The sequence below is a fragment of the Friedmanniella luteola genome, from assembly GCF_900105065.1.
GTDB classification, from domain to species: Bacteria; Actinomycetota; Actinomycetes; order Propionibacteriales; family Propionibacteriaceae; genus Microlunatus; species Microlunatus luteolus.
Map to the genome: position 1 here is coordinate 2,164,367 of NZ_LT629749.1, position 19,072 is coordinate 2,183,438.

Sequence of the window (19,072 nt, forward strand, 5' to 3'; positions counted from 1 at the left end):
CCGAGAGGACACGCGACACCATGAGCACCATCGCCTTCGTCGGGCTCGGCATCATGGGCGGCCCGATGGCCGCCCACCTCGTGCGCGCCGGCCACACCGTGCGGGGCGTCAACCGCAGCCCCGCGGCCGTCCAGCGGCTGGTCGAGGCCGGCGGCCAGGACGGCGGCAGCGTCGCGGAGGCCGTCCGGGACGCCGACGTGGTCATCACCATGGTCCCGGACTCCCCGGACGTCGAGGCCGTGGCGCTCGGCCCGGACGGGATCTACGCCCACGCCCGCCCCGGGGCGCTGCACGTCGACATGTCCTCGATCCGCCCGGACGTGGCCGTCGGCCTGGCCGCGACCGGGGCGGCGGCCGGCGTCCGGGTGCTCGACGCCCCCGTGAGCGGCGGGCAGGCGGGCGCCCAGGAGGCCACGCTCTCGATCATGGTCGGCGGCGAGGTGGACGCCTTCGCCGCGGCCCGGCCGCTGCTCGAGGTGATGGGCAGCACCGTCGTCCACGTCGGTCCGGCCGGCTCCGGCCAGACGGTCAAGGCGGCCAACCAGCTGGTGGTGGGCGGCACCTACCAGCTGCTCGCCGAGGCGATCGTCTTCCTGCGCGCCCACGGTGTCGACGACGAGGCGGCGCTCCGGGTGCTGGCCGGCGGCCTCGCGGGGAGCACTGTGCTGGACCGCAAGGGCGCCGCCATGCTGGCCGGCCGCTTCGAGCCGGGGTTCCGGGTGGACCTGCACCACAAGGACATGGGCATCGTCACCGCCGCGGCCCGGGAGCAGGGCGTCGCCCTGCCCCTCGGGGCGCTGACCGCCCAGCTGATCGGCGCCCTCCGCGCCCAGGGCGACGGCGGGCTCGACCACTCCGCCCTGCTGCGCGGCGTCGAGCGGCTGTCCGGCCGCCCGGTGAGCGGGGACTGAGCCCCCGCGGCCTGAGCCCGTCGACGGCCCTTCGACGGGCCCGGGGATGGGCGGCGGCCCCTTCGACCCGCCGGGGAGCGGTGGTCAGCTGGGGGTGACCGCCACCTCCACGACGGCCCAGGACAGCGCCGGCAGCGTCACCGCGAGCGCGCCGTCCTCGAGGACCGCGCCGTCCCAGTCGACGAGGCCGACCGGCGAGGCGTCGGCGGTGTTCGCGCTGAAGCGGTCACCGCCCTCCGGCGTCGCGAGCACCCGGGCCGACACGACCTGGTCGGCCGTGAAGCCGTGCAGGGGCACCGTGACCTCGGCGGCCTCGTCGAGGCTGCGGTTGGCCAGGAAGAGGGCGATCCGGCCGGTCGCCGCGTCCCAGGTCGCGCTGGCGTCGACCAGGTCGGCCTCGCCGTACCGGGCGGTGGTGTAGTGGTCGGACGTGACGGACAGCCGCAGGATCTCCCCGGACGCCGTCTGCGCCATCGCGGCGAACGGGTAGAAGATCGTCTGCCGCCAGGCGGGGCCGCCCTCCTGGGTGCGGACCAGGCCGAGCAGGTTGACCAGCTGCGCCTGGTTGGCGATCTTGACCCGGTCCCCGTGCCGGAGCAGCGAGTTGAGCAGGGTGCCGACGACGACGGCCTCGGTCACGTCGTAGTCGCCCTCGCCGATCGGCGGGTGCTCGGCCCAGTTCCGGGTGATCTCGGCCTCGGTGGCGACCGGGTGCTCCGGGTCGTGCCGGTAGGACACGTTCCACTCGTCGAAGGAGAGGTTGATCGTCTTGGTGTGCCGGTCGCGCGCCCGGACGAAGTCGGCGGTCGCGACGACGGCCTCGATGAAGCGGTCCATGTCGACGCCGCTGGCCAGGAAGCTGCCGACGTCGCCGTCGGAGTCGGCGTAGTAGACGTGCAGCGAGATGTAGTCGACCAGCGCGTAGGTGTGGGTGAGGACCGTCTGCTCCCAGGCCCCGAAGGTCGGCATCGAGAGGTTGGAGCTGCCGCACGCGACCAGCTCCAGCGAGTCGTCGATCATCCGCATCGCCCGCGCGGCCTCCGCCGCCAGCCGGCCGTACTCGTCCGCGGTCTTGAAGCCGATCTGCCAGGGGCCGTCCATCTCGTTGCCGAGGCACCACAGCTTGATGCCGAAGGGCTCCTCGGCCCCGTTCCGGCGGCGCAGGTCGGAGAGCTCGGTGCCGCCGGGGTGGTTGGCGTACTCCAGCAGCGCCCGGGCCGCCGCGACGCCGCGCGTGCCGAGGTTGACCGCCTCCATGATCTCGACGTCGGCCTGCCGCGCCCAGTCGACGAACTCGTGCAGGCCGAAGGCGTTGGTCTCCAGGGTGTGCCACGCGCCGTCCAGCCGCCGCGGACGCTGCTCGACCGGCCCGACCCCGTCCTCCCAGTCGTAGCCCGAGACGAAGTTGCCGCCGGGGTAGCGGACGACGCTGACGCCCAGCTCGCGGGTGAGCTCGAGGACGTCCCGGCGCAGCCCGTCCGCGCCGGCCTCGGGATGACCGGGTTCGTAGATCCCCGTGTAGACGCAGCGGCCCATGTGCTCCACGAAGGAGCCGAAGAGCCGGCGCGGGACCGGTCCCAGGGTGAAGTCGCGGTCGACGGTGACACGTGCCTGGACCAACGGAGGTCCTTCCTCTGCGGGGTGGGACACCGACGCTAGTGCGTGCCCCCGTCGCTCCCGCCGGGCGACCCGCCGTGCAGGGGTCCCGAGCGCATAGCCCGTCGAGGCATCCCCGGTCTCCGGCGGGCGGAGCGGCGGGACTACCGTCGGTCCCCGGGGCGCTCGCCCCAGGGTCGGAGGTCAGCACGTGTCCGCAACGACGGAGCAGAACGAGAAGCACACCGCGAAGGTCGTCGGCGTCACCGTCGCGGCCGCCGTCGGCGGGTTCCTCTTCGGGTTCGACAGCTCGGTGGTGAACGGCGCCGTCGACGCCATCCAGGGCGACTTCAGGCTCAGCGACGTGCTCGTCGGGTTCTCGGTGGCCGTCGCCCTGCTGGGCTGCGCCGTCGGGGCCTGGTTCGCCGGCCAGCTGGCCGACCGGATCGGCCGCAAGAAGGTCATGCTGATCGGCGCCGTGCTGTTCCTCGCCTCCGCCTTCGGCGCGGGGCTGGCCACCGGGGTCGTGTCGCTGATCATCTGGCGGATCATCGGCGGCCTGGGGATCGGCATCGCCTCCGTGATCGCCCCCGCCTACATCGCCGAGATCGCGCCGGCGCGCTACCGCGGGGCGCTCGCCTCGACCCAGCAGCTGGCGATCACGCTGGGCATCTTCGCCGCGCTGCTCTCCGACGCACTGCTGCAGGACGCCGCCGGGGGCGCGTCCGAGCAGCTGTGGTTCGGGCTGCAGGCCTGGCGCTGGATGTTCCTGGTCGGCGCGGTGCCGGCCGTGGTCTACGGGCTGCTGTCGCTCACGATCCCCGAGTCGCCCCGGTACCTGGTGGCCAAGGACCTCGACGACGAGGCGGCCGACGTGCTCAGCCGGGTCACCGGCGAACGGCACCCCGCCGAGCGGATCAAGGAGATCCGGATCACCCTGCGGCGGGAGTCGAAGTCGTCCTTCCGGGACGTCCGCGGCGACCGCGGCGGGCTGCATCCGCTCGTCTGGGTGGGCATCGGTCTGGCCGCGCTGCAGCAGCTGGTCGGCATCAACGCGATCTTCTACTACTCGACCACCCTGTGGCGCTCGGTCGGGTTCACCGAGGACCAGTCCTTCACCACCTCGGTGATCACCGCCGTCATCAACGTGGTGATGACCTTCGTGGCCATCCTCTTCGTCGACCGGCTCGGCCGCCGCAAGCTGCTGATGAGCGGCTCGGCCGGCATGTTCGTCGGCCTGCTGATGGCGTGCCTGGCCTTCACCCAGCAGCAGGGGAGCGGTGACGACGTCACCCTGCCCGGCAACTGGGGGGTCGTCGCCCTCATCGGCGCCAACCTGTTCGTCGTCTGCTTCGCTGCCACCTGGGGCCCGATCATGTGGGTGATGCTCGGCGAGATGTTCCCGAACCGGATGCGCGCCGTCGCCCTCGGGCTGTGCACGGCGGTCAACTGGGTCGCCAACTTCGCCGTCTCCCTGCTGTTCCCCGAGCTGGCCCGGTCGGTGGGTCTCGGCTGGATCTACGGCGGGTTCGCCTTCTTCGCCCTCGTCTCCTTCGTCTTCGTCCGCACTCTCGTGCCCGAGACGAAGGGCATGGAGCTGGAGGACATGCAGGGCAGCACCAACCGGACCCGCGCGGAGGTCTGAGGGGCGGGAGCCGGCGGGTGACCAGCCCTCCTGCACCCCGTCGGTGACGGTGCGCCCCGTGCACCGGGTGCAGCAGCGCGTCCGGGGTGCAGCAGTGCGGACGGGCGGGCGGCGGCCCGATATGGCGTCGAGCGCCACGGCCGTCCCGGTCTAGGGTTGGGCCGGGCCGCCGGCCCCGAGAACCCCGTGAGAAAGGTCAGTGCGCAACGTGTCGAGCCTGTCGATCACCCTGGTCCGCGACGACGCCCGTGAGCAGCGTGACGTCGAGACCACGACGACCGGCCTCGACCTGTTCGGCACCGACCGGGCCGTCGTCGCCGTCCGCGTGGGCGGCGAGCTGCGCGACCTCGACCGGCCCTTCGCCGACGGCGACGTCGTCGAGCCCGTGCTGGTCGACAGCCCCGACGGGCTCGCGATCCTGCGGCACTCCGCGGCCCACGTCGCCGCGCAGGCCGTCCAGGCCCGGCACCCCGACGCGAAGCTGGGCATCGGCCCGCCCATCGTCGACGGCTTCTACTACGACTTCGACGTGGCCGAGCCGTTCACCCCGGAGGACCTGCGCGACCTGGAGAAGGCGATGCAGCGCATCGTCAAGGAGCGCCAGCGCTTCCGCCGCCGGGAGGTCAGCGACGAGGAGGCCCGGGCCGAGCTGGCCGACGAGCCGTACAAGCTGGAGCTGATCGCCGACAAGGGCTCCGCGGCACCCGAGGCGACCGGTCCCGACGGGCCCGACGGCGGCGGGGACGCGGCCAGCGTCGAGGTCGGCGCCGGCCAGCTGACGATCTACGACAACCTGCGGCGCGACGACTCCGTCGCCTGGAAGGACCTGTGCCGCGGCCCGCACGTGCCGCACACGGGCTACCTCACCGCGTTCGCGCTCACCCGCAACTCCGCCGCCTACTGGCGCGGCGACCAGGCCAACCAGCAGCTGCAGCGGCTCTACGGCACCGCCTGGCCGAGTCGCGAGGCGCTCAAGGCCTACCAGACGCGACTGGAGGAGGCGGCCAAGCGCGACCACCGCAAGCTGGGCGTCGAGCTGGACCTGTACTCCTTCCCCGACGAGCTGGGCTCCGGCCTGCCCGTGTTCCACCCCAGGGGCGGGGTGCTGAAGCGCGAGATGGAGGACTACGTCCGCCGCCGCCACATCGAGGAGGGCTTCTCCTACGTCGGCACGCCCCACATCTCCAAGGAGGGGCTCTTCCACACCTCCGGGCACCTGCCGTACTACGCCGAGGGCATGTTCCCGCCGATGGAGGTCGAGGGCGGGAACTACTACCTCAAGGCCATGAACTGCCCGATGCACAACCTGATCTACCGCTCGCGCGGGCGGTCCTACCGCGAGCTGCCGCTGCGGCTGTTCGAGTTCGGCAACGTCTACCGCTACGAGAAGTCGGGCGTCGTGCACGGCCTGACCCGCGTCCGCGGCATGACGCAGGACGACTCCCACTCCTACGTCACCCCCGAGCAGGCGCCGGGGGAGATCCAGCACCTGCTGGACTTCGTGCTGGGGCTGCTGCGCGACTTCGGGCTGAGCGACTACTACCTCGAGCTGTCGACGCGCGACGACTCGGACAAGTTCATCGGGTCCGACGCGGAGTGGGCGGTCGCGACGCAGGTCCTGGAGGACGTCGCCACCCGCTCGGGCATCGAGCTGGTGCCCGACCCGGGCGGCGCGGCCTACTACGGCCCGAAGATCTCCGTGCAGATCCGCGACGCCATCGGCCGCAGCTGGCAGATGTCGACCATCCAGTACGACTTCAACCAGCCCGCACGGTTCGGGCTGGAATACCAGGCCTCCGACGGCACCCGGCAGCAGCCGGTGATGATCCACTCGGCCAAGTTCGGCTCGATCGAGCGGTTCATCGGGGTCCTCGTCGAGCACTACGCCGGCGCCTTCCCGCCCTGGCTGGCCCCGCTCCAGGTGGTGGGGATCCCGGTCGCCGACGAGTTCGCGGACTACCTCGAGGAGGTCTTCGCCGGCCTCCGGAAGGCGGGGGTCCGGGCCGAGGTCGACCACTCCGACGACCGGATGCAGAAGAAGATCCGGACGGCCCAGAAGGCGAAGGTGCCCTACCAGCTGATCGCCGGGGGCGAGGACCGCGACGCGGGGGCGGTGTCGTTCCGCTACCGCGACGGGACCCAGAAGAACGGCGTCCCGGTGGCCGAGGCCGTCGCCGAGATCACCGACGCGATCGCCCGCCGCACCCAGGTCTGAGCGCGGCTGGCCGCGTCTGATGTCAGCTGCCCTGCGCCGAGCGCTTAGGGTCGTCCCGTGCGTGGTCAGGGGTCCGAGGAGGACGGCAAGGGGGTGGAGGTGGAGGACGCGGTCCACCTGCCGGGCGAGCCGGACGGTTTCGAGCGGCTCTGGACGCCGCACCGGATGGTCTACATCGGCGGCCAGGACAAGCCGGCGACGCCCGACGCCGACGCGTGCCCCTTCTGCCGGATCCCCCAGGGCGAGGACCGCGAGGGCCTCGTCGTGCACCGGGGCGAGCTCGCCTTCGTCGTCCTCAACCTGTACCCGTACTCGCCGGGCCACCTGCTCGTCTGCCCCTACCGGCACGTCGCGGACTACACCGACCTGACCGACGCCGAGACGGTGGAGGTGGCGGCGCTCAGCCAGCAGGCCATGCGCGCCGTCCGGGCCGCCAGCGCCCCGCACGGCTTCAACCTGGGGCTCAACCAGGGGGCGGTGGCCGGGGCGGGGATCGCCGCGCACCTGCACCAGCACGTCGTCCCCCGCTGGGCCGGCGACGCGAACTTCCTGCCGGTCATCGGGCAGACCAAGGCCCTCCCGCAGCTCCTCGACGACACGTGGCAGGTCGTCACCGCCGCGTGGGAACAGCTCGGCCCTTCGACAGGCTCAGGACACCGCTGATGCTCGAACGGTTCCGCGGGATCTCCGCGGCCCTGCTGGGTCCGCTCGTCCGCCTGCTGCTGCGGCTGGGCGTCTCGCCCGACCTCGTCACCATCGCCGGCACCGCCGGGGTGGTGGTCGCCGCGCTCGTCTGCTTCCCGCAGGGCTGGCTGTGGCAGGGCGCGCTGGCGGTCACGCTGTTCGTCCTCTCCGACATGCTCGACGGCCAGATGGCCAAGGTCAGCGGCCAGGCGACCAGCTGGGGCGCCTTCCTCGACTCGACCTCGGACCGGCTCGGGGACGCCGCCGTGTTCGGCGGCATCCTGCTCTACTTCACCTACCAGCAGGACTCGACCCTGTGGGGCGCCGTCGCCCTGGCCGGTCTGGTGTTCGGGCAGTGGACGTCCTACGTCAAGGCGCGGGCGGAGAGCCTCGGCTTCACCTGCTACGGCGGGCTCGCGGCGCGCGCCGACCGGCTGGTGATCATCCTGCTCGGCACGCTGCTGGCCGGGTTCGGCGTCCCCTTCGTGCTGGAGATCGCGGTCGCGGTGCTCGCCGTGACCAGCATGATCACCGTCGTGCAGCGGATCCTGCAGGTGCGCCGCCAGGCGGTGGCTGCCGATGTCGCACCCGCCTGAGCGCACCTCCCGACGGCTGCCGGACCGCGCCCGCGACGCCACCCTGCGCGCGCTGCACCGGACGGGCTGGCGGGTCGCCGCGCGCGTGCCGGTCCCCGTCGTCCGGGCGGTCGCGGTGGTCGCCGCCCGGGTGGCCGTCCGCCGCGAGGGGGTGCACGTCGCCACGCTCCGCCGCAACCTCGGCCTGGCCACGGGCACGCCCGCGTCCGACGCCATGGTCCGGGCGGGCGTCCGGTCCTACCTGCGGACCTTCTGGGAGGTGCTCGCCCTGCCGGGGTGGAGCCGGGCGGAGACCCTCGCCCGCGTGCGGACCGAGGGGGAGGAGCGCCTCCGGGACGCCCATGCCGGCCCCGGCTGCGTGGTGGCCCTGCCGCACAGCGGCAACTGGGACCTCGCCGGCGCCTGGGCCTGCGGCACCGGGATGGGCGTCAGCACCGTGGCCGAGCAGCTCTCCGACGCCGAGTTCGAGGCCTTCCTCGCGTTCCGTCGCGGCCTGGGCATGGAGGTGCTGTCCCACCGCGACCGCAGCGCCATCCCCGCGCTGGCCGCGGCCCTGCGCCGGGGTCGGCTGGTCTGCCTGGTCGCCGACCGCGACCTCGACGGGTCGGGCGTGCCGGTGCGCTGGCGCGACCAGCCCGTCACCCTGCCGGCCGGCCCGGCGATGGTCGCGCGGCGCACCGGCGCGGTGCTGCTGCCGGCCGTCTGCCGCTACGAGGGCGACCAGATGGTCATCCGGTTCGGCGAGCCGGTCCGCCCGCGTCCCGGTCGGGAGGGCCTGGTGGCCATGACGCAGGACGTCGCCGACTTCTTCGCCGCGCAGATCGCCGCCGCGCCGCAGGACTGGCACATGCTGCAGCCGTTCTTCGCCGCCGCCGCCGCCGCCGCCGCCGACGGGCGGCGGGCGGGGTGAGCGGCCGTCCGCTGCGCGTCGGGCTGGTCTGCCCCTACTCCTTCGACCACCCCGGCGGGGTGCAGAACCACGTGCTCGGCCTGGCGCAGCACCTGCGCGCCCAGGGTCACGAGCCGTTCGTCCTGGGTCTCGGCCGTCCGGAGATGCCGCCCGCGCTGGCCGGCCGCTTCACCTCGGCCGGCTCCGCCGTCCCGGTCCGCTACAACGGCTCCGTCGCCCGGGTGCGCTTCGGCCCCGGGAGCGCGGCCCGGGCCCGGCGCTGGCTGGCCGACGGCGGCTTCGACCTCCTGCACGTGCACGAGCCGCTCACCCCGAGCATCTCCATCCTGGCGCTGTGGGCCGCCGAGGTGCCCGTCGTCGCCACCTTCCACACGGCCACGCCGCGCTCGCGCTCGATGCAGCTGGCGGGCAGCACCCTGCGCGGCACGGTCGACAAGATCGACGCCGGCGTCGCGGTCTCGGAGCCCGCGGCCCGGGTCGTCCGCCGCTACCTCGGCCGCGACCCGCAGGTCATCCCGAACGGCTTCAGCTACGCCGAGTTCGGCGGCGGCCACCACCCCGCCGGCGGCTGGCGGGGCGGGGAGCGGCCGCGGCTGGTGTTCCTCGGCCGGGTCGAGGAGCCGCGCAAGGGCCTGGGCGTGCTGATGGCGGCGCTGCCGGCCGTCCGGGCCGTCCACCCGGACCTCGAGGTGGTCGTCGCCGGGCGGGGCCACCGCGCCCTGCCCGGCTGGGTGCGCCGGGAGACCTCGGTGAGCGACGTCCAGAAGGCCGCCCTGCTGGCCGGCGCCGACGTCTTCGTCGCCCCGCACACGGCCCGGGAGAGCTTCGGGATCGTGCTGCTGGAGGCGCTGGCCAGCGGCGCACCGGTGGTCGCGTCCGACCTGCCGGCCTTCACGTCGCTGCTCGCGCACGACCGCGACGACCGCACGGCCGTCGGCACGCTGTTCCCGACCGGCGATGCCGACGCCCTCGCCGCCGCCGTGCTGCAGGTGCTCGCCTCCCGCGACGCCGTCGGGGCCGAGCGGGGCCGGCGGCACGCGCGCCGCTTCGACTGGTCGGTCGTGGGTCCGGCGGTGGAGGACGTGTACGCCGCCGTGCTGCGGCCGACGGCGGACGCCGACGCACCCCTGACCGTGCCCCGGCGGAGCGCGTCGTGAGGCCCCGGACACGCCGTCGCGGTCGGTCCTGCCGGCTGCTGGCCACTAACCTGGCGTGGTGACCGGGGACCAGACGGGCGGGGCGACGCGTCCTGCCGACGACGGCGGACTGCCGCTGCCCGCCGCCGGGGCGGTCGGCCTGGTGGGCCCGGCCGACGGGGACGCCCCGACCTGGGACACCGACCGGATGTGGACGCTGCCCAACGTGCTGAGCCTGCTGCGGCTGGCCGGGGTGCCGCTGATGGTCTGGCTGATCCTGGGCCCGCACCACGACCTGCTGGCCGTCGTCGTGCTCGCCGTCGCCGGCTTCACCGACTGGCTGGACGGCTTCCTCGCCCGGCGCTGGCACCAGACCTCCCGCGTCGGCCAGATGCTGGACCCGGTGGCCGACCGGCTCTACATCCTCGCCGTCGTGCTCTGCCTGGCCGCCCGCGCGATCATCCCGTGGTGGCTCGTCGTGCTGCTCGTGGCGCGCGACGTGATGATCACCGCGCTGGTGCCGCTGCTGCGCACCCGCGGGTACTCCTCGCTGCCGGTGCACTTCCTGGGCAAGGCCGCGACCTTCAACCTGCTCTACGCCTTCCCGCTCATCCTGCTGGGCGCCGACGACGGGCTGGGCTGGGCCGTCGCCGGGGTGCTCGGCTGGGCCTTCGCGCTGTGGGGGGTCGGGCTGTACTGGTGGGCCGGCCTGCTGTACCTGGTGCAGACGCTCGGCCTGCTGCGGGACGTGCCGGCGCGGACCCGGGCGGGCTGAGCGCCCGATGACCGCGTCCCCCGCCGCGCCGACCTCCGCCCGGCCCCGGGCCCGTGTTCCCGCCCCGGGACGGGGGGGCCCCGCGAGCCCCGCCGACGCCAGCATGGACCTGCTGCTGCAGATCATCCGCCAGCCCGTCGACCCCGACTACGCCGCGGCCACGGCCCGCGGGGTGGCGCCGTCCCGCCGGCACTGGCTGCTCGGGGTGATCGCCGTCGTGGTCGGGGTGATGTTCGCCGTCGCCGCCGTCCAGACCAACCGGGCCGCGCCGGCCCTGCAGTCCGAGCGGTCGGACCTGATCGACCGCGTGCAGGCGGCCGAGAGCCAGCAGGACGCCCTGCGGGCCCGCGCGACCGAGCTCACCGAGGAGAACGCCGCGCTCCGCGCCGCCGCCCTCGGCGGCGACGCCACCGCCCAGCAGCTCGAGCGCGGCATCGCGGCCCTCGGCCCGGTCACCGGGACGGTCGCCGTGACCGGGCCCGGCGTCGTGGTGGTGGTCGACGACGCGGCGGAGCAGGCGACCGCCGACGGGTCCGGCGACCGGGTGCTGGACCTCGACCTGCAGATCCTCGCCAACGGCCTCTGGCGGGCCGGGGCGGAGGCGGTGGCCATCAACGGTCACCGGCTCTCCTCCCTCACCGCGATCCGCAGCGCCGGCGACGCCATCACCGTCGACTACCGGTCGCTGAACCGCCCGTACCGGGTGGAGGCGATCGGTGACCCGCGGACCCTGCCCGCCGGCCTCGCCGAGTCCGCGGCCGGCGCGTGGTGGCACGACCTGGAGCAGAACCGCGGCATGCGCTACGAGCTGGGGGAGTCGCGCGCGCTGACGCTGCCCGCCGACCCCGGCCTGGCCCTGCGCTGGGCGGAGGTGCCCGGGTGATCCCCCTCCTCGGCCTGCTGGCGGGCATCGTCGTCGGGCTCCTGCTGGAGCCGGCGGTCCCGCTGGCCCTGCAGCCCTACCTGCCGATCGCCATCGTCGCGGCGATGGACGCGCTGTTCGGGGCGTTCCGCGCCTACCTGGAGGGCAACTTCAGCGACAAGGTGTTCGTCGTCTCCTTCGTCTCCAACGTCCTGATCGCCGCGGCGATCGTCTACGTCGGCGACCAGATCGGCGTCGGCTCCCAGCTGTCCACCGGGGTCGTCGTGGTGCTGGGCATCCGCATCTTCACCAACGTGGCCGCGATCCGCCGGGCCCTGTTCCATGCCTAGCCCCGCCCGGCCCGGCCGGCACCGCCCTCCGACCACCCCACCGCCGGGACGGCGGCTGCGGGCCCTGCGCCGCAGCCAACGCCGGCTGACCGGCGACGCACCGGCCGCCCCGGCCTCGACGGCCGCCCCGGCCTCGACGGCCGTCACCCCGTCGGCGGGCACCTCGGGCGCCGATCGCGCCGCTGCGGCGCGGGCGTCGGGTCCCCGTCGCGTGTGGGAGTCGCTGGTGCGGCCGGGACGCGGGCAGATCATCGCCGCCGTCATCCTCTTCGTGGTCGGCATGGGCGGGGTCATGCAGATCCGCATCAACAGCGCCGACGACACCTACACCAGCGCACGCCGGGAGGACCTGGTCCAGCTGCTCGACGGGCTGGGCTCGGAGTCCCGCCGGCTGGAGAGCGAGATCACCGACCTGGAGCGCACGCGGGCCGAGCTGCAGTCGGGCGCGGACACCCAGCGGGTCGCCCGGGCGGAGGCCCAGCGGCGGACGGAGGAGCTGGGCATCCTGGCCGGCACCGCGCCCGCCGAGGGCCCGGGCATCCGGATGCGGATCAGCGACCCGGCCGGCAAGGTCGACGCCGACGTGCTGCTGGACGCGGTCGAGGAGATGCGTGACGCCGGCGCCGAGGTGATCGAGGTCAACGACTCGGTCCGCGTCGTGGCGTCCACCTGGTTCGGCGCCGGCCCCGACGGGCTGGTCGTGGACGGCCGGTCGATCAGCCGGCCGATCACCTTCGAGGTGATCGGCGACCCGCACAGCCTCGAGGAGGGGGCCCGGTTCCGGGGCGGTCTGGTCAGCGAGATCACCGGTCCCGGCATCGGCGGTCAGGTGCAGATCGAGCAGCTGGACCGGGTCGTCGTCGACTCCTTGCACGCCGCGCGCGAGAATCAGTACGCTCAGCCCGCATCGCCCCCGCCCACCCCGCGCTGAGCCGGCCGGCGGGCCCCACCCCGAACCCCAGGAGCCAGGAACGTCGTGCCCGATTACCCCGAAGACCTCAAGTACTCCGCCGACCACGAGTGGGTGCGCAGCGGCAACGGGTCGACCGTGCGCGTGGGCATCACCGAGTACGCCGCCGACCAGCTGGGCGACATCGTCTTCGTGTCCCTGCCGACCGTCGGCGACCCGGTCGCCTCGGGCGACTCGTGCGGGGAGCTGGAGTCGACCAAGAGCGTGTCCGACGTGTTCTCCCCGGTCTCCGGAACGGTCACCGCGGTCAACGAGACGCTCGAGGGCAGCCCCGAGACCGTCAACGGCGACCCGTACGGTGACGGCTGGCTGTTCGAGGTCGAGATCGACGCCGACACCGACCTCGAGGACCTGATGGACGCCGACACCTACGCCGAGCAGGCCGGCGGCTAGCCGCGCGGTCCCGCCAGCACCTCGACCTCCCCCTTAGACTCGGGTCAGCGTCCGCCCCCGGACCCTCAAGTCTCGACCGAAAGCCGACCCTCATGCCGTTCTGCACGAACTGTGGTCACGACAACCCGGATGGCAGCAACTTCTGCGGCCAGTGCGGGTCCGCGCTCAACGTGCCCCCGGCGCACACCACGCCGACCCCGGCCGGGGGGACGCGTCCCGACGCGGGGGAGCGCCCGCCGACGGGCGAGACCACGCGGACGATGCCGGCCGTGGTGGAGGGCGGGGACGCCGAGGTGCTGTCCCCCGACGAGGAGGCGGCCGTCGGCGCGCTGCCGGCGGGCTCGGCGCTGCTGATCGTGCAGCGCGGCGCCAACGCGGGCAGCCGCTTCCTGCTCAACACCGAGAGGTCGACGGTGGGCCGCCACCCCGACTCCGACATCTTCCTCGACGACATCTCGGTCTCCCGGCGGCACGCGGTCTTCGAGCGGACGCCGCAGGGCACCGTGGTCCGCGACGCGGGCAGCCTGAACGGCACCTACGTCAACCGCGACCTGGTGGACGAGGTGCTGCTGCAGCACGGGGACGAGGTCCAGGTCGGGAAGTTCCGGCTGGTCTTCTACGGGAGCGCGCAGGGCTGAGCGCGCCGATGACGTCCGAGCCCAGCAGCAGTCCCGGGATCTCCCGCAGCATCGGCCAGGTCCTGGCCGCGCTGAAGGGCGACTTCCCGGACATCTCCATCTCCAAGATCCGGTTCCTCGAGTCCGAGGGCCTGATCGCCCCCGAGCGGGCCCCGTCCGGCTACCGCCGCTACGCCGAGCACGACCTCGAGCGGCTGCGCTACGTCCTCGCGGTGCAGCGCGACCACTACCTCCCGCTCAAGGTCATCAAGGAGCACCTGGCGCTGATGGACCGGGGCGAGACCCCGCCGCCGGTGCCCTCGCTCGACCGGGGCACGGCCGCCCGACCCGAGGCCGCCCCGTCCGGCGACGCCCGGCCCGCGCCCGCCGCGCCGCCGCCACCCCCGAAGCCGCCCGTCCGGATGACCCGGGCCGACCTGCTGGAGGCCAGCGGCCTCACCGACGCCGCGCTGACCGAGCTGGAGCGCACCCAGATCGTGCAGGCGCGGCGCGGCACCTACTACGGCCGGGACGCCCTGACCCTGGCCATCGCCGCCCGCCGGATGGCGGAGTACGGCATCGACGGCCGGCACCTGCGGGCCTTCAAGATGTCCGCCGACCGCGAGGTGGGGCTGGTGGAGCAGGCGATCGCGCCGCACCTCCGCCGGGCGGGCGGCAACCGGGACGTCCAGGGCGAGGTGACCCAGCTCGTGATCAGCTTCCACGCCGCCCTAGTGCGCACCGCGATGGAGCGCTGAGGCCGAGCCCGGGCCCCGGCCCGCGCCGGCGGCCTGCGACGTAGGGTTGGGCCATGCGTGAGCTCGATGTGGTGGGTGTCCGGGTCGAGATGCCCTCGAACGCGCCGATGGTGCTGCTGCGCGAGGTCGGCGGCAGCCGCTACCTCCCGATCTGGATCGGGGCCAGCGAGGCCTCGGCCATCGCCAACGCCCAGGAGGGCGTGGTCCCGCCACGGCCGCTGACCCACGACCTGATGGTCGACACCCTGTCGACGCTGGGGCACCGGCTGACCGAGGTGCACATCACCGAGCTCGAGGGCGGGACCTTCTACGCCGTGCTGCTCGTCGACGGCGTCGAGGTCAGCGCCCGCCCGTCCGACGCGATCGCGCTCGCGCTGCGGGTGGGCTCCGACATCTACTGCGCCGAGGACGTCCTCGACGAGGCCGGGATCGAGATCCCCGAGGCCGAGGAGGACGAGGTCGAGAAGTTCCGCGAGTTCCTCGACCAGGTCAACCCGGACGACTTCGTGACCGGTGAGGAGCCGACGTCCTGAGCGTGCCGCACCGACCTCTGACCCTCGACCCGCTCCTCAGGGTGCCGGCCGGGCGGAGCACCGATAGCACACGGGGGCACCCTCACGCCAGGGTCGAGAGTTGGGAATCCGTCCCGGAGCCCGGCGGCGTGTCGTTGACCCGCCCGAGGAGCGAGCCGTAGCGTTCCCCAGGTAATCCCGAGCCTGGAATTACGCGCGGGGAACTCGGGGAAGCCGTTCCCTTCCGACCGCACCGACCGGAGGCCACGTGAGCAGCACCGAAAGACCCGCCGAGGTGGCGGACGCCGCGCCCCAGGGCGACGCGCAGGGCCTGCTCTTCGACGGCGACTTCTCCCCGGTCCCCAGCGACCTGGGCTTCCGCGGCCCGGTCGCCTGCAGCGCGGCCGGCATCACCTACCGCCAGCTGGACTACTGGGCCCGCACCGGACTGGTCGTGCCCGAGGTCCGCGGCGCCTCCGGCTCCGGTAGCCAGCGGCTCTACAGCTTCCGCGACATCCTCATCCTCAAGGTCATCAAGCGGCTGCTGGACGCCGGCATCTCGCTGCAGCAGATCCGCACCGCCATCGAGCACCTGCGGGTCCGCGGGGTCGAGGACATCACCCAGGTGACGCTGATGAGCGATGGCGTCTCGGTCTTCGAGTGCACCTCCGACGACGAGGTGATCGACCTGCTCCGCGGCGGCCAGGGCGTCTTCGGGATCGCGCTGGGCAGCGTCTGGCGCGACATCGAGGGCACCCTCGCGGCGCTCCCGGCCGAGCGCACCGTCGTCGAGGAGACGCCGGCCTCCGCGTCGGACGAGCTCGCCCGTCGCCGCCGCGCCCGCGCCGCCGGCTGACTCCTGACGTCTCCCGGCCTGCCCTCCGACAGGCGCAGGGGACTCGCGCCCTGAGCTCGTCCAAGGGCTGACCCCGGCCCCCTGCCCCCTGGGCTCGTCGAGGGGCCGCCCCGGCCGCCGCTCCCTGAGCTCGTCGAAGGGCCGCAGGCGTGACCTCTCCGCGGGGGCCGGGTAGGGTGGCGCCTGCTGCACACGACGACGCGGGAGAGCTCACCGGCTCAGGGACGAGCACGGTGGCGCCGAAGGGGCAACATCCCCGGAACCTCTCAGGCACCCAGACCGCGTCCGTCTGGCAACTCTGGAGCCCACCGGGTGACAGGGCGGGGAGTGCACGTCGACCGCTGCCCGCGGCTCGGGGTCGCACCGCCGGACCGCCTGGAACGAGTTCCCGCTGATGCCCGCAGCCCCGCACGCACCCGAGCCCTCCAGCTCGGCCGCCTTCGTCACCCGCCACATCGGCCCGCAGCCCGACGAGCGCGACAAGATGCTCGCCGCCCTCGGTCTCGGCAGCCTCGAGGAGCTCGTCGAGCAGGCGATGCCCGACGCGATCCGGATGACGGCGCCGCTGGACCTGCCGCCGGCGCTGTCCGAGGCCGAGACCCTCGACGTCCTGCGCGGCCTCGCCGACCGGAACCGCGCGCTGACCCCGATGATCGGGCTGGGCTACGCCGGCACCCTCACCCCGTCGGTGATCCGGCGCAACGTGCTCGAGGACCCGGCCTGGTACACGGCCTACACGCCCTACCAGCCCGAGATCAGCCAGGGCCGCCTGGAGGCGCTGCTGAACTTCCAGACGATGGTCTCCGACCTGACCGGCCTGCCCACCTCCGGCGCCAGCCTGCTCGACGAGGCGACGGCCGTGGCCGAGGCCATGACCCTGGCCCGCCGGTCCACCAAGCGGGGCAGCACGCTGCTGCTCGACGCCGACACGCTGCCGCAGACCGTCGGCGTGGTCACCACCCGGGCCGAGGCGCTGGGCCTCGACGTCGCCGTCGCCGACGGTCCGCTGCTCGCGGCGCTGGACGCCCACGACGTGTTCGCCGTCGTCGTCCAGACCCCGGGCGCCAGCGGCCGGCTGACCGGCACCGACGAGCTGCGCGCCCTGGCGGAGGCCGTGCACGCGCGGGGTGGCCTGGTCATCGCCGCCTGCGACCTGCTGGCGCTGACCCTCACCGTCCCGCCGGGGGAGTGGGGTGCCGACGTGGCCGTCGGTTCCAGCCAGCGTTTCGGGGTGCCGCTGTTCTACGGCGGCCCGCACGCCGGCTTCATCGCCGTCCGCGCCGGGCTCGAGCGGACGCTGCCGGGCCGGCTCGTCGGGGTGAGCAAGGACGCCGACGGCACCGCCGCGTTCCGGCTGGCCCTGCAGACCCGCGAGCAGCACATCCGTCGTGAGAAGGCGACCTCCAACATCTGCACCGCCCAGGTGCTGCTGGCCGTCGTGGCCAGCATGTACGCCGTCTACCACGGTCCGGACGGCCTCCGCCGGATCGCGGGGGCGGTGCACGCCCGCGCCACCGGGCTGGCGGCCGACCTGGTCGACGGCGGCGTCGAGGTGGTGCACGGCTCGTTCTTCGACACGGTGCTGGCCCGGGTGCCGGGCCGGGCCCCGGCCGTCGTGGCCGCGGCGCGCGAGGCCGGGGTGCACCTGCGGCTGGTCGATGCCGACCACGTGGGGATCGCCGTCGGCGAGGACGCGCACGAGTCCGACCTGGCCGCGGTGCGCGCCGCCTTCGGGGCCGAGCCGTCGGGCCGTTCCCACGGCGACCTGGCCGGCAGCGAGCGGCAGACGCCCTACCTCACCCACCCGGTGTTCAACACCCACCACAGCGAGACGGCGATGCTGCGCTACCTCGCGGCGCTCTCCCACCGGGACTTCGCCCTGGACCGCGGGATGATCCCGCTCGGCTCCTGCACGATGAAGCTGAACGCGACGACGGAGATGGAGCCGATCTCCTACGACGGCTTCGCGAACCTGCACCCCTTCGCCCCGGTGGAGGACGCGCAGGGCTACGCCGCGCTGATCGGCACCCTGGAGGGCTGGCTGGCCGAGGTCACCGGGTACGCCCGGGTCTCCATCCAGCCCAACGCCGGCAGCCAGGGCGAGCTCGCCGGGCTGCTGGCCATCCGCGGCTACCACCGCTCCCGCGGCGACGGGGGGCGGACGGTCTGCCTCATCCCGTCGTCGGCGCACGGCACCAACGCGGCGTCGGCGGTGATGGCCGGCATGAAGGTCGTCGTGGTCAAGGCCACCGACGACGGCTCGGTGGACCTCGACGACCTGCGCGCGAAGATCGACACCCACCGGGACGCGCTGTCCGCGATCATGGTCACCTACCCGTCCACGCACGGCGTGTTCGAGGAGGGCATCACCGAGCTGTGCGCGCTGGTGCACGAGGCCGGCGGGCAGGTCTACGTCGACGGGGCCAACCTGAACGCCCTGCTGGGCCTGGCCCAGCCGGGGAAGTTCGGCGCGGACGTCAGCCACCTCAACCTCCACAAGACGTTCTGCATCCCGCACGGCGGCGGCGGTCCGGGCGTCGGGCCGGTCGGCGTCGGCGAGCACCTCGCGCCGTTCGTGCCCGGTCACCCGTTCCTCGAGGGCGGCGAGGACGTCGGCCCCGTCTCGGCCGCCCCGTTCGGCTCGGCCGGGATCCTGCCGATCAGCTACGCCTACATCGCGATGATGGGCGCCGACGGCCTGACCGCGGCGACCGAGCACGCGCTGCTCGCCGCCAACTACGTCGCCGAGCGGCTGCGGGCGCACTACCCGGTGCTCTACACGGGCCGCAACGCCCGGGTGGCGCACGAGTGCATCCTCGACCTCCGGCCGATCACGAAGGCCAGCGGCGTCACCGTCGACGACGTGGCCAAGCGGCTGGTCGACTACGGCTTCCACGCCCCGACGATGAGCTTCCCGGTGCCGGGCACGCTGATGGTGGAGCCGACCGAGTCGGAGGACCTGGCCGAGCTCGACCGCTTCTGCGACGCCATGATCGCGATCCGCGCCGAGATCGAGCAGGTGCAGAACGGCGTCTGGCCGGCGGACGACAACCCGCTGGTGCACGCGCCGCACACCCAGGCCCGGGTCACCGCCGACGGCTGGACCCACCCCTACAGCCGTCGGGTGGCCGCCTTCCCGGCCGGTCTGCACCAGGGGCCGCTCTACGCCACGGGCAGTGACAAGTACTGGCCGCCGGTCGGGCGGATCGACGGCAGCTTCGGCGACCGCAACCTGGTCTGCACCTGCCCCCCGCCGGAGGCGTTCGCCTAGACCCTGGGCGGTCAC

Annotated in this window: 18 protein-coding genes and 1 riboswitch; of the genes, 17 read left to right on the top strand and 1 reads right to left on the bottom strand. The window is 73.9% G+C overall.

Annotated features, from left to right (window positions below; all coding sequences use genetic code 11):
* The first annotated feature begins 20 nt into the window (after positions 1-20).
* Positions 21-911, top strand: a complete 891-nt coding sequence (locus BLT72_RS10305; RefSeq protein ID WP_091412665.1) for a 2-hydroxy-3-oxopropionate reductase — start codon at positions 21-23, stop codon at positions 909-911.
* An 84-nt stretch (positions 912-995) separates the two neighbouring features.
* Here BLT72_RS10305 and arfA read toward each other — a convergent pair whose 3' ends face one another.
* Positions 996-2,531, bottom strand: a complete 1,536-nt coding sequence (arfA, locus tag BLT72_RS10310; RefSeq protein ID WP_091412667.1) for an arabinosylfuranosidase ArfA — start codon at positions 2,529-2,531, stop codon at positions 996-998.
* Positions 2,532-2,718: 187 nt separating this feature from the next.
* Between arfA and BLT72_RS10315 the strand changes: the two genes are divergently transcribed.
* From BLT72_RS10315 to gcvP, 16 genes are all read left to right on the top strand, one after another.
* Positions 2,719-4,152, top strand: coding sequence for a sugar porter family MFS transporter (locus BLT72_RS10315; RefSeq protein ID WP_091412669.1), 1,434 nt, complete (start codon positions 2,719-2,721; stop codon positions 4,150-4,152).
* 208 nt (positions 4,153-4,360) lie between these two features.
* Positions 4,361-6,367, top strand: coding sequence for a threonine--tRNA ligase (thrS, locus tag BLT72_RS10320; RefSeq protein WP_091417142.1), 2,007 nt, complete (start codon positions 4,361-4,363; stop codon positions 6,365-6,367).
* Between the two features lie 57 nt (positions 6,368-6,424).
* Positions 6,425-7,030 (top strand): HIT family protein, encoded by a 606-nt coding sequence (locus BLT72_RS10325; protein WP_425349227.1) that lies wholly within the window; start codon positions 6,425-6,427, stop codon positions 7,028-7,030.
* Complete coding sequence (gene pgsA / locus BLT72_RS10330) at positions 7,030-7,647, top strand: phosphatidylinositol phosphate synthase (protein WP_091412670.1); 618 nt, start codon at positions 7,030-7,032, stop codon at positions 7,645-7,647. The genes BLT72_RS10325 and pgsA overlap by 1 nt, the downstream gene beginning before the upstream one ends.
* The gene (locus BLT72_RS10335) at positions 7,631-8,557 is read left to right on the top strand and encodes a phosphatidylinositol mannoside acyltransferase (protein ID WP_091412673.1); all 927 of its coding nucleotides are present in this window, start codon (positions 7,631-7,633) and stop codon (positions 8,555-8,557) included. Before pgsA ends, BLT72_RS10335 begins: the two co-directional genes overlap by 17 nt.
* Positions 8,554-9,714 (top strand): glycosyltransferase family 4 protein, encoded by a 1,161-nt coding sequence (locus BLT72_RS22500; RefSeq protein WP_172826057.1) that lies wholly within the window; start codon positions 8,554-8,556, stop codon positions 9,712-9,714. Before BLT72_RS10335 ends, BLT72_RS22500 begins: the two co-directional genes overlap by 4 nt.
* A 187-nt stretch (positions 9,715-9,901) precedes the next feature.
* On the top strand, positions 9,902-10,468 hold the full coding sequence (gene clsA, locus BLT72_RS10350) for a cardiolipin synthase ClsA (protein ID WP_091417151.1): 567 nt from the start codon (positions 9,902-9,904) through the stop codon (positions 10,466-10,468).
* A gap of 103 nt (positions 10,469-10,571) precedes the next feature.
* Positions 10,572-11,351, top strand: coding sequence for a DUF881 domain-containing protein (locus BLT72_RS10355; protein WP_091412678.1), 780 nt, complete (start codon positions 10,572-10,574; stop codon positions 11,349-11,351).
* Positions 11,348-11,680, top strand: a complete 333-nt coding sequence (locus BLT72_RS10360; RefSeq protein ID WP_091412679.1) for a small basic family protein — start codon at positions 11,348-11,350, stop codon at positions 11,678-11,680. The genes BLT72_RS10355 and BLT72_RS10360 overlap by 4 nt, the downstream gene beginning before the upstream one ends.
* Positions 11,673-12,611, top strand: a complete 939-nt coding sequence (locus tag BLT72_RS10365) for a DUF881 domain-containing protein (RefSeq protein ID WP_231930485.1) — start codon at positions 11,673-11,675, stop codon at positions 12,609-12,611. The genes BLT72_RS10360 and BLT72_RS10365 overlap by 8 nt, the downstream gene beginning before the upstream one ends.
* A 45-nt stretch (positions 12,612-12,656) precedes the next feature.
* Positions 12,657-13,043, top strand: coding sequence for a glycine cleavage system protein GcvH (gene gcvH, locus BLT72_RS10370; protein ID WP_091412681.1), 387 nt, complete (start codon positions 12,657-12,659; stop codon positions 13,041-13,043).
* Positions 13,044-13,135: 92 nt separating this feature from the next.
* Complete coding sequence (locus BLT72_RS10375; RefSeq protein WP_091412682.1) at positions 13,136-13,681, top strand: double zinc ribbon and FHA domain-containing protein; 546 nt, start codon at positions 13,136-13,138, stop codon at positions 13,679-13,681.
* Positions 13,682-13,689: 8 nt separating this feature from the next.
* A complete protein-coding gene (gene ftsR / locus BLT72_RS10380) occupies positions 13,690-14,418 on the top strand; it encodes a transcriptional regulator FtsR (protein ID WP_091412684.1) in 729 nt (242 codons plus the stop codon).
* A 53-nt stretch (positions 14,419-14,471) separates the two neighbouring features.
* On the top strand, positions 14,472-14,951 hold the full coding sequence (locus BLT72_RS10385; protein ID WP_091412686.1) for a bifunctional nuclease family protein: 480 nt from the start codon (positions 14,472-14,474) through the stop codon (positions 14,949-14,951).
* 247 nt (positions 14,952-15,198) lie between these two features.
* Positions 15,199-15,786 (top strand): MerR family transcriptional regulator, encoded by a 588-nt coding sequence (locus BLT72_RS10390; protein WP_091412688.1) that lies wholly within the window; start codon positions 15,199-15,201, stop codon positions 15,784-15,786.
* 191 nt (positions 15,787-15,977) lie between these two features.
* A riboswitch (glycine riboswitch) is annotated at positions 15,978-16,078 on the top strand.
* Between the two features lie 102 nt (positions 16,079-16,180).
* Complete coding sequence (gcvP, locus tag BLT72_RS10395) at positions 16,181-19,057, top strand: aminomethyl-transferring glycine dehydrogenase (RefSeq protein WP_091412690.1); 2,877 nt, start codon at positions 16,181-16,183, stop codon at positions 19,055-19,057.
* Positions 19,058-19,072: the final 15 nt, after the last annotated feature.

Coding starts and splice junctions, on each gene's coding strand:
- BLT72_RS10305 (WP_091412665.1), top strand. CDS start 21: ATGAGCACCATCGCCTTCGTCGGGCTCGGCATCATGGGCGGCCCGATG.
- pgsA (WP_091412670.1), top strand. CDS start 7,030: ATGCTCGAACGGTTCCGCGGGATCTCCGCGGCCCTGCTGGGTCCGCTC.
- BLT72_RS10335 (WP_091412673.1), top strand. CDS start 7,631: ATGTCGCACCCGCCTGAGCGCACCTCCCGACGGCTGCCGGACCGCGCC.
- clsA (WP_091417151.1), top strand. CDS start 9,902: ATGTGGACGCTGCCCAACGTGCTGAGCCTGCTGCGGCTGGCCGGGGTG.
- BLT72_RS10355 (WP_091412678.1), top strand. CDS start 10,572: ATGGACCTGCTGCTGCAGATCATCCGCCAGCCCGTCGACCCCGACTAC.
- BLT72_RS10365 (WP_231930485.1), top strand. CDS start 11,673: ATGCCTAGCCCCGCCCGGCCCGGCCGGCACCGCCCTCCGACCACCCCA.
- BLT72_RS10375 (WP_091412682.1), top strand. CDS start 13,136: ATGCCGTTCTGCACGAACTGTGGTCACGACAACCCGGATGGCAGCAAC.
- ftsR (WP_091412684.1), top strand. CDS start 13,690: ATGACGTCCGAGCCCAGCAGCAGTCCCGGGATCTCCCGCAGCATCGGC.
- BLT72_RS10385 (WP_091412686.1), top strand. CDS start 14,472: ATGCGTGAGCTCGATGTGGTGGGTGTCCGGGTCGAGATGCCCTCGAAC.
- gcvP (WP_091412690.1), top strand. CDS start 16,181: ATGCCCGCAGCCCCGCACGCACCCGAGCCCTCCAGCTCGGCCGCCTTC.